The 16,632-nt window shown below is 41.9% G+C and carries 14 protein-coding genes; 9 read left to right on the top strand and 5 right to left on the bottom strand.

Going from position 1 to position 16,632, the window contains the following annotated elements; genetic code table 11:
* Positions 1-97: 97 nt before the first annotated feature.
* From G5B00_RS09465 to G5B00_RS09455, 3 genes are all read right to left on the bottom strand, one after another.
* Positions 98-1,102 carry an NAD(P)/FAD-dependent oxidoreductase gene (locus G5B00_RS09465; protein ID WP_163874022.1) on the bottom strand — a complete coding sequence of 335 codons (1,005 nt, stop codon included), beginning with the start codon at positions 1,100-1,102 and terminating at the stop codon, positions 98-100.
* A 69-nt stretch (positions 1,103-1,171) separates the two neighbouring features.
* Positions 1,172-1,639 carry a MarR family winged helix-turn-helix transcriptional regulator gene (locus G5B00_RS09460; RefSeq protein WP_163874019.1) on the bottom strand — a complete coding sequence of 156 codons (468 nt, stop codon included), beginning with the start codon at positions 1,637-1,639 and terminating at the stop codon, positions 1,172-1,174.
* 112 nt (positions 1,640-1,751) lie between these two features.
* On the bottom strand, positions 1,752-2,747 hold the full coding sequence (locus G5B00_RS09455; RefSeq protein WP_163874016.1) for an acyl-ACP desaturase: 996 nt from the start codon (positions 2,745-2,747) through the stop codon (positions 1,752-1,754).
* A 256-nt stretch (positions 2,748-3,003) separates the two neighbouring features.
* Here G5B00_RS09455 and G5B00_RS09450 point away from each other — a divergent pair, with 256 nt between their 5' ends.
* On the top strand, positions 3,004-4,242 hold the full coding sequence (locus G5B00_RS09450) for a SufS family cysteine desulfurase (protein ID WP_410510768.1): 1,239 nt from the start codon (positions 3,004-3,006) through the stop codon (positions 4,240-4,242).
* Positions 4,243-4,298: 56 nt separating this feature from the next.
* On the top strand, positions 4,299-4,718 hold the full coding sequence (locus G5B00_RS09445) for a SufE family protein (RefSeq protein WP_163874013.1): 420 nt from the start codon (positions 4,299-4,301) through the stop codon (positions 4,716-4,718).
* Positions 4,719-4,820: 102 nt separating this feature from the next.
* Here the strand turns inward: G5B00_RS09445 and murI are convergent, their stop codons facing one another.
* Together murI and G5B00_RS09435 are read right to left on the bottom strand one after the other, a co-directional pair.
* Positions 4,821-5,660 (bottom strand): glutamate racemase, encoded by an 840-nt coding sequence (gene murI / locus G5B00_RS09440; RefSeq protein WP_163874009.1) that lies wholly within the window; start codon positions 5,658-5,660, stop codon positions 4,821-4,823.
* Between the two features lie 132 nt (positions 5,661-5,792).
* Positions 5,793-6,650, bottom strand: coding sequence for an AraC family transcriptional regulator (locus tag G5B00_RS09435; protein ID WP_163874006.1), 858 nt, complete (start codon positions 6,648-6,650; stop codon positions 5,793-5,795).
* Positions 6,651-6,836: 186 nt separating this feature from the next.
* On the opposite strand from G5B00_RS09435, the gene G5B00_RS09430 reads away from it, so the two are divergent.
* The 7 genes from G5B00_RS09430 (at position 6,837) to G5B00_RS09400 (ending at position 16,321) form a co-directional block, all read left to right on the top strand.
* Positions 6,837-8,444, top strand: coding sequence for a fucose isomerase (locus tag G5B00_RS09430; protein ID WP_163874003.1), 1,608 nt, complete (start codon positions 6,837-6,839; stop codon positions 8,442-8,444).
* Positions 8,445-8,625: 181 nt separating this feature from the next.
* Entirely contained in the window at positions 8,626-10,257 is a 1,632-nt protein-coding gene (locus G5B00_RS09425; protein WP_163874000.1) for a ribulokinase, read from the top strand.
* A gap of 2 nt (positions 10,258-10,259) precedes the next feature.
* On the top strand, positions 10,260-11,810 hold the full coding sequence (locus tag G5B00_RS09420; RefSeq protein ID WP_163873997.1) for a sodium:solute symporter: 1,551 nt from the start codon (positions 10,260-10,262) through the stop codon (positions 11,808-11,810).
* Positions 11,811-11,949: 139 nt separating this feature from the next.
* On the top strand, positions 11,950-12,882 hold the full coding sequence (locus G5B00_RS09415) for a dihydrodipicolinate synthase family protein (RefSeq protein ID WP_163873995.1): 933 nt from the start codon (positions 11,950-11,952) through the stop codon (positions 12,880-12,882).
* A gap of 88 nt (positions 12,883-12,970) precedes the next feature.
* The gene (locus tag G5B00_RS09410; protein ID WP_163873993.1) at positions 12,971-14,413 is read left to right on the top strand and encodes a sulfatase; all 1,443 of its coding nucleotides are present in this window, start codon (positions 12,971-12,973) and stop codon (positions 14,411-14,413) included.
* A 92-nt stretch (positions 14,414-14,505) separates the two neighbouring features.
* Entirely contained in the window at positions 14,506-15,681 is a 1,176-nt protein-coding gene (locus G5B00_RS09405; RefSeq protein WP_205966383.1) for a sialidase family protein, read from the top strand.
* A gap of 40 nt (positions 15,682-15,721) precedes the next feature.
* Positions 15,722-16,321: an RNA polymerase sigma factor gene (locus tag G5B00_RS09400; protein WP_163873990.1), complete on the top strand. Its 600-nt coding sequence runs from the start codon at positions 15,722-15,724 to the stop codon at positions 16,319-16,321.
* Positions 16,322-16,632: the final 311 nt, after the last annotated feature.

The raw sequence follows: 16,632 nt of genomic DNA, 5'->3' as shown, positions 1-16,632 counted from the left end.
AGTTACGAAGTTATGATGGTGAAGGAAGTTATGGAATCACCGTATATCATGACCATTTATAACCTCTATAACCATCATCACTCCCATCTTTTTTTTCCTAAAAAGCATGGATACCGTTTACGGTTGTGTATTTAAAACTCAATTTTTGTTCAGGGTACACATATTTGAATGCGCTCTGTACCATCAATGTGGCTTCGTGGTATCCGCAAAGGATCAATTTCAATTTTCCGGGATAGGTGTTGATGTCACCTATAGCATAAATCCGCTCTACATTTGTCGAATAATCGAATGTGTCGACTTCGATCGCGTTTTTATCGATATGCAACCCCCACTCGGCGATAGGGCCTAGTTTTGGTGTAAGACCATATAACGGAATCAAATTGTCAGCTTCTATACTAAATTCTTCCTTGTTTTTGTTGGACAACTTGACGTGCGTAAGTACACCATTGCCATGTACCCCCAATAGGTTGTGGGACAGCAGGAGATCTATCTTACCCTGTTGTGCCAATTCATATACTTTGTCTGCCGAATCTGGTACTCCACGAAAGCTGTCGCTGCGATGTACCAAGGTTACCCTTTGGGCAATATCGCTTAGGAAAATCGTCCAATCCAATGCGGAATCTCCACCACCTGCGATGACCAGTTTTTTGTTGCGGTAGCTGTCCGGATTTTTGACCATATAATCTATTCCCTTTCGTTCGTAAGTCTCGATATCTTGCAGATCAGGCTTACGGGGCTCAAAGCATCCGAGTCCACCGGCAATTGCGATGACCTGGCAATGTACATCTGTACCTTCGGATGTGCTGACGATATAGGAACCATCCGCTTGCTTAGCTAGTTGTTCTACTCGTTCGCCCAATGTAAAGGTCGGAGCAAATGGCTTGATCTGCTCCATTTGGTTGTCGATCAATTGCTGTGCAGTGACGATGGGGTATCCCGGAATGTCGTAGATAGGCTTGTGGGGGTATATTTCGGATAACTGTCCACCCACTTGAGGCAGGGCATCTATGAGGTGGCAACGCATTTTTAACAAGCCAGCTTCAAAAACGGCAAATAGTCCGACGGGACCAGCTCCTACGATGCAAATATCTGTTGTTATCATGGTGCTTTGTGTTAAAGTGATGAAAGTTATGTATGTGATGAAGGTTATAGAAGTTATTTGGGCGAGATCCTAATCATAACTTCCATCTCCATTATCCCTTTGTTTTATAGTCAAATTATCGTAAATCGTGTTTAAAATCCGGGTGAAGTGTGCAAAATCTTCTTCTGTAAGATTTTGCCATGCCTGCATGCGGAATTCGGCTACTTTGGGAGCAATCTCCAAAATTTTGCTTTGTCCCTTATCGGTCAACTGTAGGCTCAAACAGCGTCTGTCCGAAGGATGGTCGACACGGGCCACCAAATTTTTTTTGATCAGCAGATCGATTATCCGGGTCAATGTAGGCTGATCTTTTCCACATAACTCGGCGAGTTCTTTGTTCGTGCATTCTGGATTTTCGTATAGTGTACGCAACGCTGTCCATTGATCTACTGTGAGATCAAAATTATGTTGGCTAAAAGCCGATTGAGCATACTGTTTGACACGCCTGGCTGTCCTGTCCAGAATGAAAGAATATTGATTATATTTTTCCTTTAGCATAACAATAATTAGTATAACAAATATATGCTTAAAAAATGAGAAAAAGAATGGCTAAAAGTCAAAATAGCGTAAAACAAATCGAGGTACAGTTTTTACCGCACCTCGATTTGTTTTATCCATATATCCACTTGAACTTGTATTGTAGTTCGGGGATTTTGATACGATCGGCCAAACGGGTCAGGCGGTCGGGTAATCTCATGATATAATCCCGGGCTTTCTCTCCTTGTTCGTTGAGGTGGGATACCTTATCTATTTTCCATTCGACGATGAGTTCTTTGAGGATGTCTACATAATCCAACGCGGTGTACACTTCCATGCGTTGGGCAGCATCCGAAAAGTGTGCAAAGGCTTCGCCTTGTGGTTCACCGGATTCGCGTAGAAAATGTGCAGGCATAACAATCTTTTTGCGCATCATATCCTCGAAGGCCAACATAACCTCGCTAGGGTCTACTTCGATGGCTTTGGATATAAAGGACATATATGCTTTGGCGTGCCTTGCTTCATCTGAGGCGATCACACCACACATCTTTGCTAATAGCTTGTCTCCACTTTTTTTGGATATACCGGCTACACGTCTGTGGGAGATGTTGGTAGCCAATTCCTGAAATGAGGTGTATATAAAGTTTCTATAAGGATCAGCACCTGTGCCGATATCAAAACCATCTTGGATCAGATATTGCGTACTCATCTCGAATTCCCGCATATTGATACGTCCGGACAGGTACAGGTATTTGTTGAGCAAGTCACCGTGTCTATTTTCTTCGGCCGTCCATGCACGTACCCATTTCATCCAGCCTCCTTGTTCGTTTTTTTCCACATCTTCGACCATGGTAAGCCACGATTCATAAGTTGGAAGTGCTTCTTCGGTGATGGTGTCGCCGATCAATACGGCTACCAAATCGTACGGAAGTTCTTTGGCACTTTCCTGCAATTCACGAACTTCTTCGTGAAAGGTGTTACGAGAGGCATCGGGAAGAAAGTCAGCAGGTTGCCACATTTCTTCCACAGGTTTTAAGTACTCGCTCATTTCATGCAACATGAACGGCTCGAGATAGGCCATGACCTCTTTTCTCGATCCTTCTGGGATATTTAACGGTTTCTCTTGCATATTAGACAAAGGTAGATAAATTAGGGCAAATTCATCTTTTCTTTTTTGTCAAAAAAACACAGAGATGACGAAAGTCATATTTGGGTATTGAGTATGAAGTAGTGAGTATTGCGTATTGAGATATGCGTATTGAGTTAGGGTTTTGTGTTTCAAGGTTACTGACTATTGGTTACTGACCACTGATTACCGTTTTTCAGAAAGAATACATATTATTGACAGATTTTGGGGATATAAATGCTAACTTTGTCTTATTATCTTGAATTTAGCAGGTTTGGAAGACTTTGATATATTACGTGTTCGGGCTGATTTTCCTTTACTGAGTAGGGAGGTAAATAGTCGGCCTTTGGTGTATTTGGATAATGGTGCGACAACACAAAAACCTCAGCAGGTTATCGATGCCATCACACATTACTACCGAGATATGAACAGCAATGTGCATCGCGGGGTACATTACTTGTCCCAGATTTCGACAGATGCATTTGAGGTCACACGTCGGAAAGTACAAGCATTCATTCATGCAGGGCATGACCATGAGGTTATCATCACGAAAGGTACTACGGATAGTATTAATCTTGTCGCTCAATGTTATGGTAAAGTTTTTGTACATGCCGGTGATGAGATCATTATCTCAGCTATGGAGCACCATTCGAATATCGTGCCCTGGCAAATGCTTTGTGAAGACAGAGGGGCTGTCTTGAAGGTCATTCCCATGGATGAGCAAGGCGAATTGGACATAGCGCAATACCGTTCCTTACTTTCTCCAAAAACCAAAATGGTGGCTGTGACCTATGTTTCCAATGCATTGGGGACGATAAATCCCGTTAAAGAAATTATCCGTTTGGCGCATCAAAACAATACACCTGTGTTGATCGATGCTGCTCAGGCTGTACAGCATCTGAAAATTGACGTGCAGGATCTCGATGTTGACTTTCTGGTGTTTTCGGGGCATAAGATGTATGGTCCTACGGGTGTAGGGGTACTGTATGGTAAGGAACAGTGGCTAAATGCCATTCCTCCTTATCAAGGTGGTGGGGACATGATTAAGGATGTGACGTTCGAAAAAACTACTTATAACGATTTGCCATTTAAATTTGAGGCGGGTACGCCTAATATTGAGGCTGGTATCTGTCTGGCTGCTGCCATCGATTATATCGAGGCTATAGGGCTAGATCGTATCAAGGCGTACGAAGATGAGTTGTTGGAGTATGCAACACAAAGGTTGACAGAAATCGAAGGTCTAAAAATGATAGGAACGGCAAAATCTAAATCTTCGGTATTATCTTTTGTCATCGAAGGTGTGCACCCTTACGATATTGGCGTGATCCTCGACAAATTGGGAATAGCCGTACGTACCGGACACCACTGTGCTCAACCCGTAATGGATCAGTTTGGTATACCGGGGACAGTAAGAGCCAGCTTGGCTATGTACAATACTAAGGAGGAGATTGATAGGCTAACGGAAGGAATCAAGCGGGCTGTAGGAATGTTGGTTTGATTTACGAATTACGATTTTTGATTGTGGTAACGGACTGCTGATCACTAAATAAAAAAATGACTATAAACGAAATACAGGACGAATTGATCGAGGATTTTACTTTTTATTCGGATTGGATGGAAAAATATGAGCATATCATCCAATTGGGCAAAGAACTCCCTTTGATCGACGAGCAATACAAACAGGACCAGTTTCTGATCAAAGGCTGTCAATCCAAGGTGTGGTTGTACCCCACATTAAAGGATGGTAAAGTTTATTTTACGGCCGATAGTGATGCCGTGATCACCAAGGGTTTAGTCAGTCTGATGGTCAAGGTGCTTTCGGGACATACGCCACAGGAGATCGTCGCAAGTGACCTGTATTTCATAGACCAGATAGGGCTTAAGGAGCATCTTTCTCCCACACGTGCCAACGGATTGTTGTCTATGGTCAAGCAAATGAAATTGTACGCATTGACTTTGCAGGCCACAGGTTAAAAGAGACGGCGAGAGTTTGTAGTTAAAGGCACACGAAGGAGGCTTGCGCCAGCGATAGTTTTTATTCCTTCCTTAGGCTGCAGCCCAAGATCATTTGATAGATTATACCTTTATATTCGCAGCGTGGACTTTTTGTCCAAAAAATATTTCGGCTTTTTCTTCGAAAGCTCGGGGATCGTCAGTCGTATAGAATTGCAAATCTCCTCCTCTGGAACATTTCTTTTCGATTTCGAGATGTCTTTGAAGATAATCTGCCAGGCTAAGGGCGACGAGTTCGCCTTGGGCAAGAATCTGTATACCTTGCGGTGTATATTTTTCGATAATGGGGAGTAGTAAAGGATAATGTGTGCATGCCAATACGATCGTGTCTATTTCCTTGGATTGTGTCAATAATTGTTCTATGTCGTTTTTGACAAAATAGTGTGCACCTAAACTGTCTATTTCATTGTTTTCCACCAGCGGCACCCAAAAAGGACAGGCATGTTGAAAGACTTCAATTTTGGGGTGGAACTTATTGATTTCGATTTTATAGGAATCTGAGAGTACAGTTCCCTGTGTGGCGAGGATCCCGATCTTATTCGTTTTTGTATATTGGTCTATACTTTCGGTGGTAGGACGGATGACACCTAATATTTTTTTTCCGGGAGGTAGATCTTGCTGTTGTATGGTGCGTAGTGCTTTGGCGGAAGCCGTATTACAAGCGAGAACGACGAGATTGCATCCGAGGTCAAACAATTTGAAGACACATTCTTTGGTATATTCGTAGACTGTTTGAAAAGAACGTGTGCCGTAAGGCACGCGTGCATTGTCCCCAAGATATATGTAGTTGTACTGGGGCAGTATACGATGTATCTCCTTGAATACGGTCAAACCACCGTATCCGGAATCAAATATGCCAATAGGTCCAGAAGCATTATTGTCCTTTTCGAATGTACTGTTCATCTCTATTGCAAAGATGAGATTTATTTTTTGACTGTTATGAGAATTTTTGAGGATATTAGAAAGAAGTGTTTATTAAATACTGTTCTTGTTACTCCTTGTTACAACTTCTCATGAGTTAACCGTTTACCCACCTTATTGCATATAACTTTCCTTATAGTCTTTAGGGGTACAATTTTTGAAATTCTTGAAGTGCCTATAGAAATTGGAGGTGTTTTCAAAACCACTTTCTTCGGCGATGGCCTTCACAGTCAGATCGCTGTTGATCAATAGCCGACAGGCATAGTTCAGTCTCAGTTCGGTCAGAAAATCAAAGTAAGACTTACTGGTCGTCATTTTGAAATATCGGCAGAATGAGGTAATACTCAAATTAGTGAGTTCAGCAAGTTCCTCTATTAGTATTTTGTTCTTAAAGTTGCTAAACGTGTATGTGAATATCTTGTTCATTCTTTGTTCGTCGATTTTATTGAATTTGGTACTGTCATAATTGGAAGAAATCACTTCGTATTCATCTGAGTTGGCAAGAATGTCAAAAATACGTAATAGAAAAACGATTTTGTTTACACCTTGCTCGTCCTTCATTTTCATCATGAGTTTCCGTGCTTTCTTTTTGGTCTCTCCTTGGATCAGTAAGCCCTGATTGGCCACAACCAGCAATTTTTGTATGCTTTTGGTCTCAGGAAGGGAAAGGAAATCCCGCCCCAGACATTCGGGGTGGAAGTGCATGACCAATGCTTCGACATAGTCATTGCTGTCCTGCTTGACATTGCATTTCCAGGTATGGGGTACATTCGACCCCAACAAGATTAGCTCGTCTTTTTCAAAGTTGCTTATATTTTCTCCTATAAACCGAATACCGTCCCCTTTTATAAGATAATGCAGTTCGATCTCGGGGTGATAATGCCATATCGTACCAAAATGTGGAAGCACATCATGTCTGATACTGAAGGTATGGTCAAGAGGCTTTGGGACTTGGTGGAACTTGGGTTTCATAGGCTTTTATATTTTTCTTTCCGGGCTGAAGCCCTGTATAATTGTGCTAACTAATTTATATTACTTCCTTATAATAATCAAATTTATGATAATATGTTGGAATAAGAGGATAACTTATGAAACTAATTGTCTGCTATTTTCTTGGATATTTGTCGTAGTGATTGTATAACCAAGTATAAATATCTCATGGAAGTAATAGATAATAAGCAAGTATTAGTCGTTTGTAGTGGAGATTTAAGACCTTCTGCCAATATCAAATGTTGGCCTATGCAGCAGCAGATGGAAGAAAAATTGAACGTGGCCTTACACAGTATGGGCTGGTCGTCAAAGCGGGCACATGGGTATAACGAAGAGAAAGGGCATGGTTTTATCGACTATCAGCATATCGGTGTAAAGATTTTCAGGCAGATTGATAAGAAGGCTCCTTTGATTGTGGCGGAGAGTGTATGGCAATATAGCCACCATGTTTTGGCGGGATTGATTGCGCACGAAGGGCCGATTTTGATTGTGGCCAATTGGGATGGTACTTATCCCGGCTTGGTCGGTGCATTGAATTTGACAGGTTCGTTGACTAAGGCAAATGTAAAATACAGTTTTCTATGGAGTAAGGACTTCAGTGATGATTTTTTTAACAGTAGGCTTCAGGAATGGTTGGAGACAGGAACAGTCACGCAGGACTATTCGCATGTTAGGCCTTTTGATCCGGAAACTGTTTCGGCAGAAGATCGTGTGTTGGCAGAGCAGTTCGCCAGCAAGATACTGAGCGATAAAGTCATTATGGGAGTATTTGACGAAGGTTGTATGGGGATGTTCAATGCCATTGTACCGGATGCTTTGATCCATCAGTTAGGAATTTTCAAAGAGCGATTGAGCCAATCTACCTTATATGCTAAAATGTTGACCGTCTCTGATGCAGAAGCCAATGTGGTATTGGAATGGATGCTGGCCAAAGGTATGAAATTCGCTTGGGGTACGGATCATGTCAATGAATTGACAAAAGAGCAAACCTTGGAGCAATGTAAAATGTATATCGCGGCATTGCGTCTTGCCGATGAGTTTGGGTGTGACACTGTCGGTATTCAATATCAGCAAGGATTGAAAGACTTAGTTCCGGCGAGCGACTTGGTTGAGGGGTTGTTGAACAATACTGAGAGGCCGCCGGTCTACGATGAGCAGGGTAAAGAACTTTATGCAGGTGCAGCTCTACCACACTTTAACGAAGTGGATGAATGTGCCGGTATAGATGGATACGTCACATACCATTTGTGGAGGCAGTTGGGTCTGAACGGAGACAATACCTTGCATGACCTACGCTATGGTGAAAATTTTGTGGTCAATGGACAAGAAGAATTTGTGTGGGTGTTTCTGATTTCGGGAGCAGCTCCAGCATCGCATTTTATTGGAGGATACCAAGGTGCAGACAGTCTGCGTCAGCCTCCGATGTTCTTTAAAAAAGGTGGTGGCACACTACGTGGTGTCAGCCGGCCGGGTAAGATTGTTTGGAGCCGTGTGTATATAGAGAATGATGAGCTTTGGTGTGATATAGGAACAGGTAGGGTGGTTGAATTGCCGCAAGAAGAAACCGAAAGGAGATGGAACCTGACAGATAAGCAATGGCCCATCATGCATGGTGTGCTGGACGGTGTGAGCAGGGATCAGATGATGGCCAAGCATAAGGCCAACCATATCCAAGTGGTCTATGTAGATGGAGATTTTGACGTGAAGCGTGCGGCAGCTATCAAGGCAACGACATTGAATGCGATGGGGATTAAGGTTAATTACTGTGGGATATAATTAACTTTTCCAAAGTTTTAAACTTTGGAAAAGTTCTCGGTACTGTCCGTACACTTCCGAGGGGTGTCTATGGATTCGAAAAAGCAATAAGGAGTCTGAGACTCCTCGGATATGTTAAATTCGTAGTGCGCTACGCTTAACACTACGGACAGTAAAGGTCAGGTTTTTTTATAAAAGCACAATGAACAATAAATTAGTCATAGGGATGGATTTTGGAACGGATTCGGCCAGAGGTATACTGGTCAATCCGTATACCGGAGAAATCCTTTCGAAGTCGATCTCGTATTTTAAGAGATGGGCACAAGGGCTTTATTGTGATCCTTCGAAGGATCAATACCGGCAGCATCCGTTGGATTATATGGAAGCGATCGATGAGGTTTTCGCGGGATTGTTTCAAAGCATCGATCCGGATCTGATCAAAGATGTTGTAGCGATCGGAACGAATACAACCGGATCGACTCCCGTCGCCATAGATGAACATTGTCAGCCATTGGCTCTATTGGACGGATTTAAGGACAATCCAAATGCCATGTTTATCCTTTGGAAAGATCATTCGGCTATCCAAGAAGCCGACGAGATCAATGCTTTAGCCAAAAGATGGCCTATCGATTATACTCTTTACAGCGGAGGTATATATTCCTCCGAATGGTTTTGGTCCAAAATCCTGTATACCAATAGGCGTGATGCTCAGATCAAGGAAAGGGCTTTTACTTGGGTAGAACAATCGGATTGGATACCCACTTATCTGACAGGTACGCAAAAACCTGCTGACATAAAAAGGAACCGCTGTGCTGCGGGACACAAAGCGATGTGGAATGAGAACCATGGCGGTTTGCCATCCTCCGAATTTCTCTGTTCTTTGGATCCTTCTTTTTACCATTTAGTCAATAGATTTTATACTACTACATATACTTCGGATGAGGTTTTTGGCAAGATTTCACCTTATTTCGTCGAAAAGTATGGTTTTCATCCGGAGACGATCATCACTGTCGGTGCGATTGATGCCCATCACGGGGCAGTAGGATCGGGAAGTGCACCTTATGCATTGGTCAAAGTGATCGGTACTTCAACCTGTGATATGTTGGTTGTCCCTCAAGGGGATAACCCACCTTTGGTCGAAGGTATCTGTGGACAGGTGGATGGCTCCATAGATCCAGGCATGATCGGCTTTGAAGCAGGTCAATCGGCTTTTGGAGATATTTATAATTGGTTTCGAAAGTTTCTCCTAAAACCTGTACATGGTATTCTGGGCGAACGATTGACGATGGAACAAAAACAACTGTTGGAAGAGGAGGTATTTGGCTATTTGACAAAAGAAGCCTCGGCGTTGCCCGTGACAGAGGAGGATATGGTCTTTACGGACTATTACAATGGAAGAAGAACGCCCGATGCAGACTTTACCAAAGAAGCAGCAGCTTATGGTTTTACCTTGGCTACGCAGGCAGGCCATGTTTTTAAGGCTCTTGTCGAATCGACGGCATTTGGTTCCAGAGCTATTATCGACCGTTTCCGGGAATTTAATATTCCGATAAAAACGGTCATTGCGACGGGAGGTATTCCCAATAAGTCGCCTTATGTAGTGCAAGTGTTGGCTGATGTCTTGGGATGCGCTATACAAGTGGTGGATAGTGACCAGACTTGTGCGTTGGGCTCGGCTATATTTGCGGCTGTAGTCGGCGGTGCGTATAGAAATATAGAAGACGCCAAAACGGTGATGGCAGCACAGGTAGCCCACACGTACGAACCCGATCGCACCAAACAAAGAATTTATGATATTTTATACAAGAGATACAGAGCATTAACCAATTTATAAACATGAACAATTTACCCGTATTAGACATTTCTATCATCATTATATACCTTATTGCTATGGTATTGGTCGGCGTTTATTTCTCCCGGAGGAATACATCCTCCGATGCTTACACCAAAGCCGCAGGAAAAATTCCTGCTTGGGCCATAGGCATTTCTTTGTATGCGACTTTTTTGAGTTCCAATACTTTTCTGGGTGTTCCGGGTAAAGCCTTTGGGTCAAATTGGAATGCTTTTGTGTTTAGTCTTTCTATGCCGATAGCAGCCTGGTTTGCGGCCAAATATTTTGTCCCCTTCTATCGGAGCCATACGGAAGTATCAGCCTATACAAATCTGGAAAAAAGATTTGGACGTTGGGCTAGAAGTTATGCGGTGATCTGTTTTCTATTGACTCAGATTGCAAGAATGGGATCTATTTTCTTTGGCATTTCACTCACCTTGCAGGCATTGACAGGGTTTGATATGGCCCTTATCATGATTGTGACAGGGGTCTGTATCATTGTGTACACGGTACTGGGAGGATTGGAGGCTGTAATATGGACAGAAGTAGCCCAAGGTATCCTTCTTACGATAGGTGCGTTGATTATCATCGGCACATTAGTTTATAATATCCCTGGGGGAGTGAGCACGATCGTTGATATTGGAATTCGGGATGATAAGTTTAGCTTAGGCTCATTTTCGTTGACGGATTTTAGTTCATCGACCTTTTGGGTGATCTTGCTATATGGGGTTTTTATTAATATGACGAATTTTGGGATGGATCAGAACTATGTGCAGCGTTATCATGCTGCACCTAACCAAAAGGACGCAGCGAAGTCTGTTTGGATGTGTGTATGGTTATACGTACCTATCTCACTTTTGTTTTTTATCATCGGGGCATGTTTGTATGCTTATTATGATGTAAATCAGGATTTATTGACACCGATTAAGGAGCAGGTTCTTCAAGAAAGGGGACTGAATGGAAGTGCTGTCATCGGTAGTCTCACTCCTGCGGACTATGGAGATAAGGTATTGCCAAACTATATGGTTACGCATATCCCGGTTGGTATCGTAGGGTTGATCGTATCGGCTATTTTGGCTGCTGCGATGAGTACGATCAGTTCGGGTATGAATGCCTCGGCGACGGTATTTACTGAAGACATATACAAGCGATATATCAATCCCAAAACTTCTGATAAGCAAAGCTTGCGTATACTCTTAATCGGTACGGGTGTTTTTGGAACGATAGGGATGCTCGCAGGAATTGCCATGATAGGTGTGGAAAGTATATTGGATGCTTGGTGGACACTGTCCGGTATTTTTGCGGGGGGTATGCTGGGATTGTTCTTACTCGGTCTGATCAGCAAAAAAGTAAAAAACAATGATGCGCTGATCGGAACAATAATTGGTATCTGTGTGATATTGTGGATGACATTCTCTTATCTGATACCCGATCAATATGCTTATCTGAGAAATCCACTGCATGCGAATATGATTATTGTGGTAGGGACTTTGTCGATTTTCCTGGCGGGAAATTTAAGCAGGAAGTTGAGGGAGAAAGCGAAGGAGCAAGGATAAGGGAACAAAGATCAAGGACAAAGGAGTAAGAGGCACAAGCTACAAGCTTGCGCCAGCAGGAAATAAGGTAAGGGCGAAAAATCTTTCGCCCGTACATATGATGATAGATTTAAAATAAACTAAACATATAAAATTTACAATGATTCAGAAGGATAAAAAATTTGTTCCTGTGATGCTTATGCCTTTTCAGGAAGATGGAAGTATTGATTATAATACGTTGGATAATCTGGTAGATTTCTATTTAGAGGCGGGTGCAGGGGGATTGTTTGCCAACTGCTTGTCCAGTGAGATGTACCAATTGTCGCAGGAAGAAAGGCTAGAGTCCGTATCGTTCATCGTGAAGAAAGTAAACGGACGCGTACCTATCGTAGCGACAGGGACTTTTGAGGATACTATTGAAAATCAGGCAGAGTTTGTTAAAGCGATGTATGCCACCGGCGTCGATGCTGTTATTGTGATAACCGGTTTGCTGGCCAAAGAAGACGACAGCGAAGAGACTTTCCGTGCAAACGTAGAGAAGTTGCTCGCGCTAACAGACGATGTACCTCTAGGATTTTACGAATGTCCGGTTCCTTATAAAAGGGTTCTATCGGCAGATTTCTTAGGCCAACTGGTGAAAACAGGCCGTATCAAATACCATAAAGATACGTCATTGGATATCAACAGTGTCCGGGCAAAAATTGTTGCGACAAAAGATGATGAGAGTTTCGGCTTGTATGATGCGTATATGGCTCACGCTGTAGAAACATTGAAAGCTGGCTCTGCCGGTCTATCGTGTATACAGGGAAACTATTTTCCGGAGATGGTCGTCTGGTTGTGCGACAATTTTGATAATTTAGAAAAGAAAGATGAGGTAGATCAAGTACAGCAGTTCCTGATCGACAATATGGATGTGATGCATGATACCTATCCTGTATCGGCTAAGTATGTGTTGCAGAAGCGAGGAATTGCTATCGGTACCTTTAGCCGTACACCGTCTAAACTTCCAGACGAGAATGCCAAAAAGCAACTGGATATCTTGCTTGAAGATTACCAGGTGCTTAGCGAGAAAATTGGCGTGTTGGCAAGTTGATCATTCTTCAACTATAAGATCCGACGGATTGATTTTCTGAATAGTAAGCCGAGATGAACATGACGAATAATTTTGATACAATCTAACAATGGATAATTTTAATATAATCAGGTGGATACTCGTTCTTTTGACTAGTGGGCTGTTCACTTCTTTTCAAGTGCAGGCACAAAGTAAAAAAATGAACGTGCTATTTATAATCGCTGATGATTTGAATTGTAATCTCGGAACTTACGATCATTATTTAGTTAAAACACCTAATATTGATCAACTTGCAAAAGATGGCATGCAGTTCAATAATGCTTTTTGCAACTTTCCTGTATGCGGACCTTCAAGAGCAAGTATGATGACAGGACTGTATCCCGACCAGACGGGGCATTATAAGTTACGTGATCATATCCGGCAGCATGTACCGGATGTAGTAACTATGTCGCAAAATTTTATGAACACAGGATATACTGCCGCAAGGGTGGGTAAAATTTATCATTATGATAATCCATCGGGCATTGGGACTCCCGGCCACGATGATTCTGTATCTTGGAATGAACGATATTATCCGCGCGGTATAGATAAGGATATCGAAAAAAAGATATTCTCATTAAGGCCTGGTAAATTTGGCGCTACTCTAAGCTGGTTAGCCGCAGAAGGTAGTGACGAAGAGCATACAGATGGTAAAGTGGCCACTAAGGCCATTGAATTGCTTGGGAAGTATAAATCAGAAGACAAGCCTTTTTTTCTGGGTATTGGATTTTACAAACCTCATACCCCATTTGTTGCTCCTGCTAAATACTTTGACCTATACAAAACAAATGATATAAAAGTACCGCAGGTTCCTAAAAACTATCTGGCTACTTTACCCGAGCCTGCTACAGCAATATTACAGGCTCACAAAGAGCAGGTAAATTTACCCGATTCCCTGGCTCGAAGTGCGGCACAGGCGTATTATGCTACTATTTCTTTTTTAGACGCACAAGTAGGTCGGGTTTTAGCGGCGTTGGACAGTTTAGGGTTGCGTGATAATACCATCATTGTATTTACTTCAGATAACGGCTATCATATGGGCGAACACGGACACTACCAAAAAAGCACTTTGTTTGAAGATTCCGACAGAATCCCCCTGATTATTTCTTATCCTGGTATGAAAAGCAGAGGAAAGACCAGCAATTCTATCGTTGAAATGATTGATTTATATCCAACACTGAGCCAGCTCGCAGGCATAAAGACACCGGGATATATTTCCGGTAGAAGTTTTAAGAAAGTATTGGATGACCCAAATTATAAAACAAGGGAGAGTGCACTTAGCCAAGTCAGAGGAGGATACACATTAAGGACAGAAAAGTATCGGTATACGCGGTGGAGAAAAGATGGGCCAAATATGACTGAATTGTATGACAGACTCTCCGATCCACAAGAAATGAACAATCTTTCAGGGGCACAGCAGTATGGGGATCTGATAAAAAAATTAGATAAACAACTAACGGATAGAATTGAAGAATCAGCAGTTGCTCCTAAAGGCCTAACCGTTATAAAATAGTTAGCCTATTTTGTGAAAAGACTTATGATCTCCGTTACGAAGATGTGTAACTTTAAAATGACATCAGCGAAACGACTAAAATTAAAAAAAAAATGAGAAAGGTTTACTTTTTATTAATAGTATTTATCTTGAGTGGGATGTGTGACACTTTCGCTCAAAAGTTTGCTCATGTACCAGGCACTGTGGTCACGTATCAACCTACAGCGACACAAAAGTATATCGGCTCTCCGAGTTTGGTCATACTTCCTAATGGCGATTATGTCGCTTCACATGATTTTTTCGGTCCGCAGAGTTCGGAATGGCAACAGGCAGAAACAGTCGTATACCACTCGAAAAACAGAGGAAAAACGTGGGAAAAGATCAGCACGGTCCATGGTGCATTCTGGAGTTCGCTCTTTGTCCACAAAGGAGACCTTTACCTATTAGGGCCGGATAGGCACCATGGTACAGTATTGATCCGTAAATCGCAAGACGGGGGGAAAACCTGGACCCAACCTACCAATAGGCAAAATGGAATAGTACTCGCTGGCCAATACCATTGTGCGCCTATGCCGATCATTGAGCATAATGGACGTCTGTGGCGTCCTATGGAAACTGCACATGGCCCTTCTCTCAAATGGGGTGAACGTTATGGTGCTATGGTAATGTCGGCTTCTGTAGATTCAGACCTCATGGATGCGAAATCCTGGCGGACGAGCAGTACGTTGTTTTTTGACTCGACTTACCTCGATGGAAACTTTACTGGTTGGTTGGAAGGTAATTTTGTGGTAGGGAAGGACAATCGGTTGTGGAATATCCTGCGTGTAGATGATAAAACGACACATCAGGAAAAAGCAGCGATGGTCGAGATCTCCAAGGATGGCAAAAAACTGTCATTTGACCCCAAGAAAGATTTTATTCCATTTGATGGGGGTAGTAAAAAATTTGTCATCAAATATGATGCTACATCGGATTATTACTACACATTAACCAACTCTATACTCGAAAAATATAGTAAACAATATCCACAACGTAACCCTGCAGGTTTCCGAAATGTACTGATGCTTCGGAAATCCAAAGATTTGATCAATTGGCAGGACGTAAAAGTTGTTTTGGAACATGAAGATGTCATTAATCATGGCTTTCAGTATGTCGATTGGCTATTTGAAGGAAATGATATGATCGTACTTTGCCGGACAGCATATAACGATGGTAAAGTGGACGCAAAAAATAACCATGATGCGAACTTTTTAACCTTTCACAGAATAGAGGGGTTTCGCGAATTGTAATATTCTTTAACTCCGGGTGCTTAAACCCCGGGTTAAGAATATGGATAATAAAGGAAAGGAGATCGTTATGACATACATTCCTTCATTAGATGAACTGTACACCCTTGTAAAGAAAGGTGATAAGGATGCCTTTGATTTGATCTATGACAAAACCTGGGATTTACTTTACGCTATAGCGTATAGCAGGTTGAAAGATGAAGATGCAGTAAAAGATATCTTACAAGAGATTTACCTGGATATCTGGATCAAGCGTGAGGTGAGATGTATTGACAATCTCATGGGCTATCTAACCAATTGTGTCAAGAAAAAAGTGATCGATTATTTTAGAAAAAATATTCATACAGTAGAAGTCGTCGATGATTTTGCTGAAATAATCGTAGGAAGTGAGTATGCGGATACACGGCTTCATGATACCGAACTAGCGCGTGTGTTTGCGGCCTGGTACGATAATCTTCCCAGAAAGAGAAAAGAGATATTCCGATTCAGATATGAAGACGATTATTCGACCCGGGAAATAAGTGACCTGCTGAAAATATCCCGAAAGACCGTACAAAACCAATTATTGAACTCCAAAGGGGAGTTCCAAAATATGCTCAAAAAAATATTCTGCAACAAAAAAAGGATAATCTTTTGGGTATAGGATTTATTGGTGTGATACGGTTTATATTTCTTTGTAAAATGATAAGATGTTGGATAGATAAGAAAATAATCGTTACACTCCTTTTGTTAATAATAGATATTTTTGAGGTAGGGAAGTTGTCGATTTCTTATTTACTTAGGTACCGACCATAATATAACGTTAATTATATCGCGATTTATTAGGTGAGCCATGGTACATTTAAGAACGAAAAAATCTTATTTTAAAAAAGCTTAAATGAATATGACACGTATAATATCTTTTTTGACACTTTGGAAGCATATGCATATGCAAAGTTTGGCATTTATAATCTT

This window comes from Parapedobacter sp. SGR-10, from assembly GCF_011030405.1.
Lineage (GTDB): Bacteria > Bacteroidota > Bacteroidia > Sphingobacteriales > Sphingobacteriaceae > Sphingobacterium.
Note: the sequence above shows the minus strand (reverse complement) of the source record. Positions and strands in the feature narration are given on the sequence as shown.

Excerpts from the sequence above, each read along its gene's own strand:
- G5B00_RS09465 (WP_163874022.1), bottom strand. The coding sequence starts at position 1,102 with ATGATAACAACAGATATTTGCATCGTAGGAGCTGGTCCCGTCGGACTA.
- G5B00_RS09460 (WP_163874019.1), bottom strand. The coding sequence starts at position 1,639 with ATGCTAAAGGAAAAATATAATCAATATTCTTTCATTCTGGACAGGACA.
- G5B00_RS09455 (WP_163874016.1), bottom strand. The coding sequence starts at position 2,747 with ATGCAAGAGAAACCGTTAAATATCCCAGAAGGATCGAGAAAAGAGGTC.
- G5B00_RS09445 (WP_163874013.1), top strand. The coding sequence starts at position 4,299 with ATGACTATAAACGAAATACAGGACGAATTGATCGAGGATTTTACTTTT.
- murI (WP_163874009.1), bottom strand. The coding sequence starts at position 5,660 with ATGAACAGTACATTCGAAAAGGACAATAATGCTTCTGGACCTATTGGC.
- G5B00_RS09435 (WP_163874006.1), bottom strand. The coding sequence starts at position 6,650 with ATGAAACCCAAGTTCCACCAAGTCCCAAAGCCTCTTGACCATACCTTC.
- G5B00_RS09430 (WP_163874003.1), top strand. The coding sequence starts at position 6,837 with ATGGAAGTAATAGATAATAAGCAAGTATTAGTCGTTTGTAGTGGAGAT.
- G5B00_RS09425 (WP_163874000.1), top strand. The coding sequence starts at position 8,626 with ATGAACAATAAATTAGTCATAGGGATGGATTTTGGAACGGATTCGGCC.
- G5B00_RS09420 (WP_163873997.1), top strand. The coding sequence starts at position 10,260 with ATGAACAATTTACCCGTATTAGACATTTCTATCATCATTATATACCTT.
- G5B00_RS09415 (WP_163873995.1), top strand. The coding sequence starts at position 11,950 with ATGATTCAGAAGGATAAAAAATTTGTTCCTGTGATGCTTATGCCTTTT.
- G5B00_RS09410 (WP_163873993.1), top strand. The coding sequence starts at position 12,971 with ATGGATAATTTTAATATAATCAGGTGGATACTCGTTCTTTTGACTAGT.
- G5B00_RS09405 (WP_205966383.1), top strand. The coding sequence starts at position 14,506 with ATGAGAAAGGTTTACTTTTTATTAATAGTATTTATCTTGAGTGGGATG.
- G5B00_RS09400 (WP_163873990.1), top strand. The coding sequence starts at position 15,722 with ATGGATAATAAAGGAAAGGAGATCGTTATGACATACATTCCTTCATTA.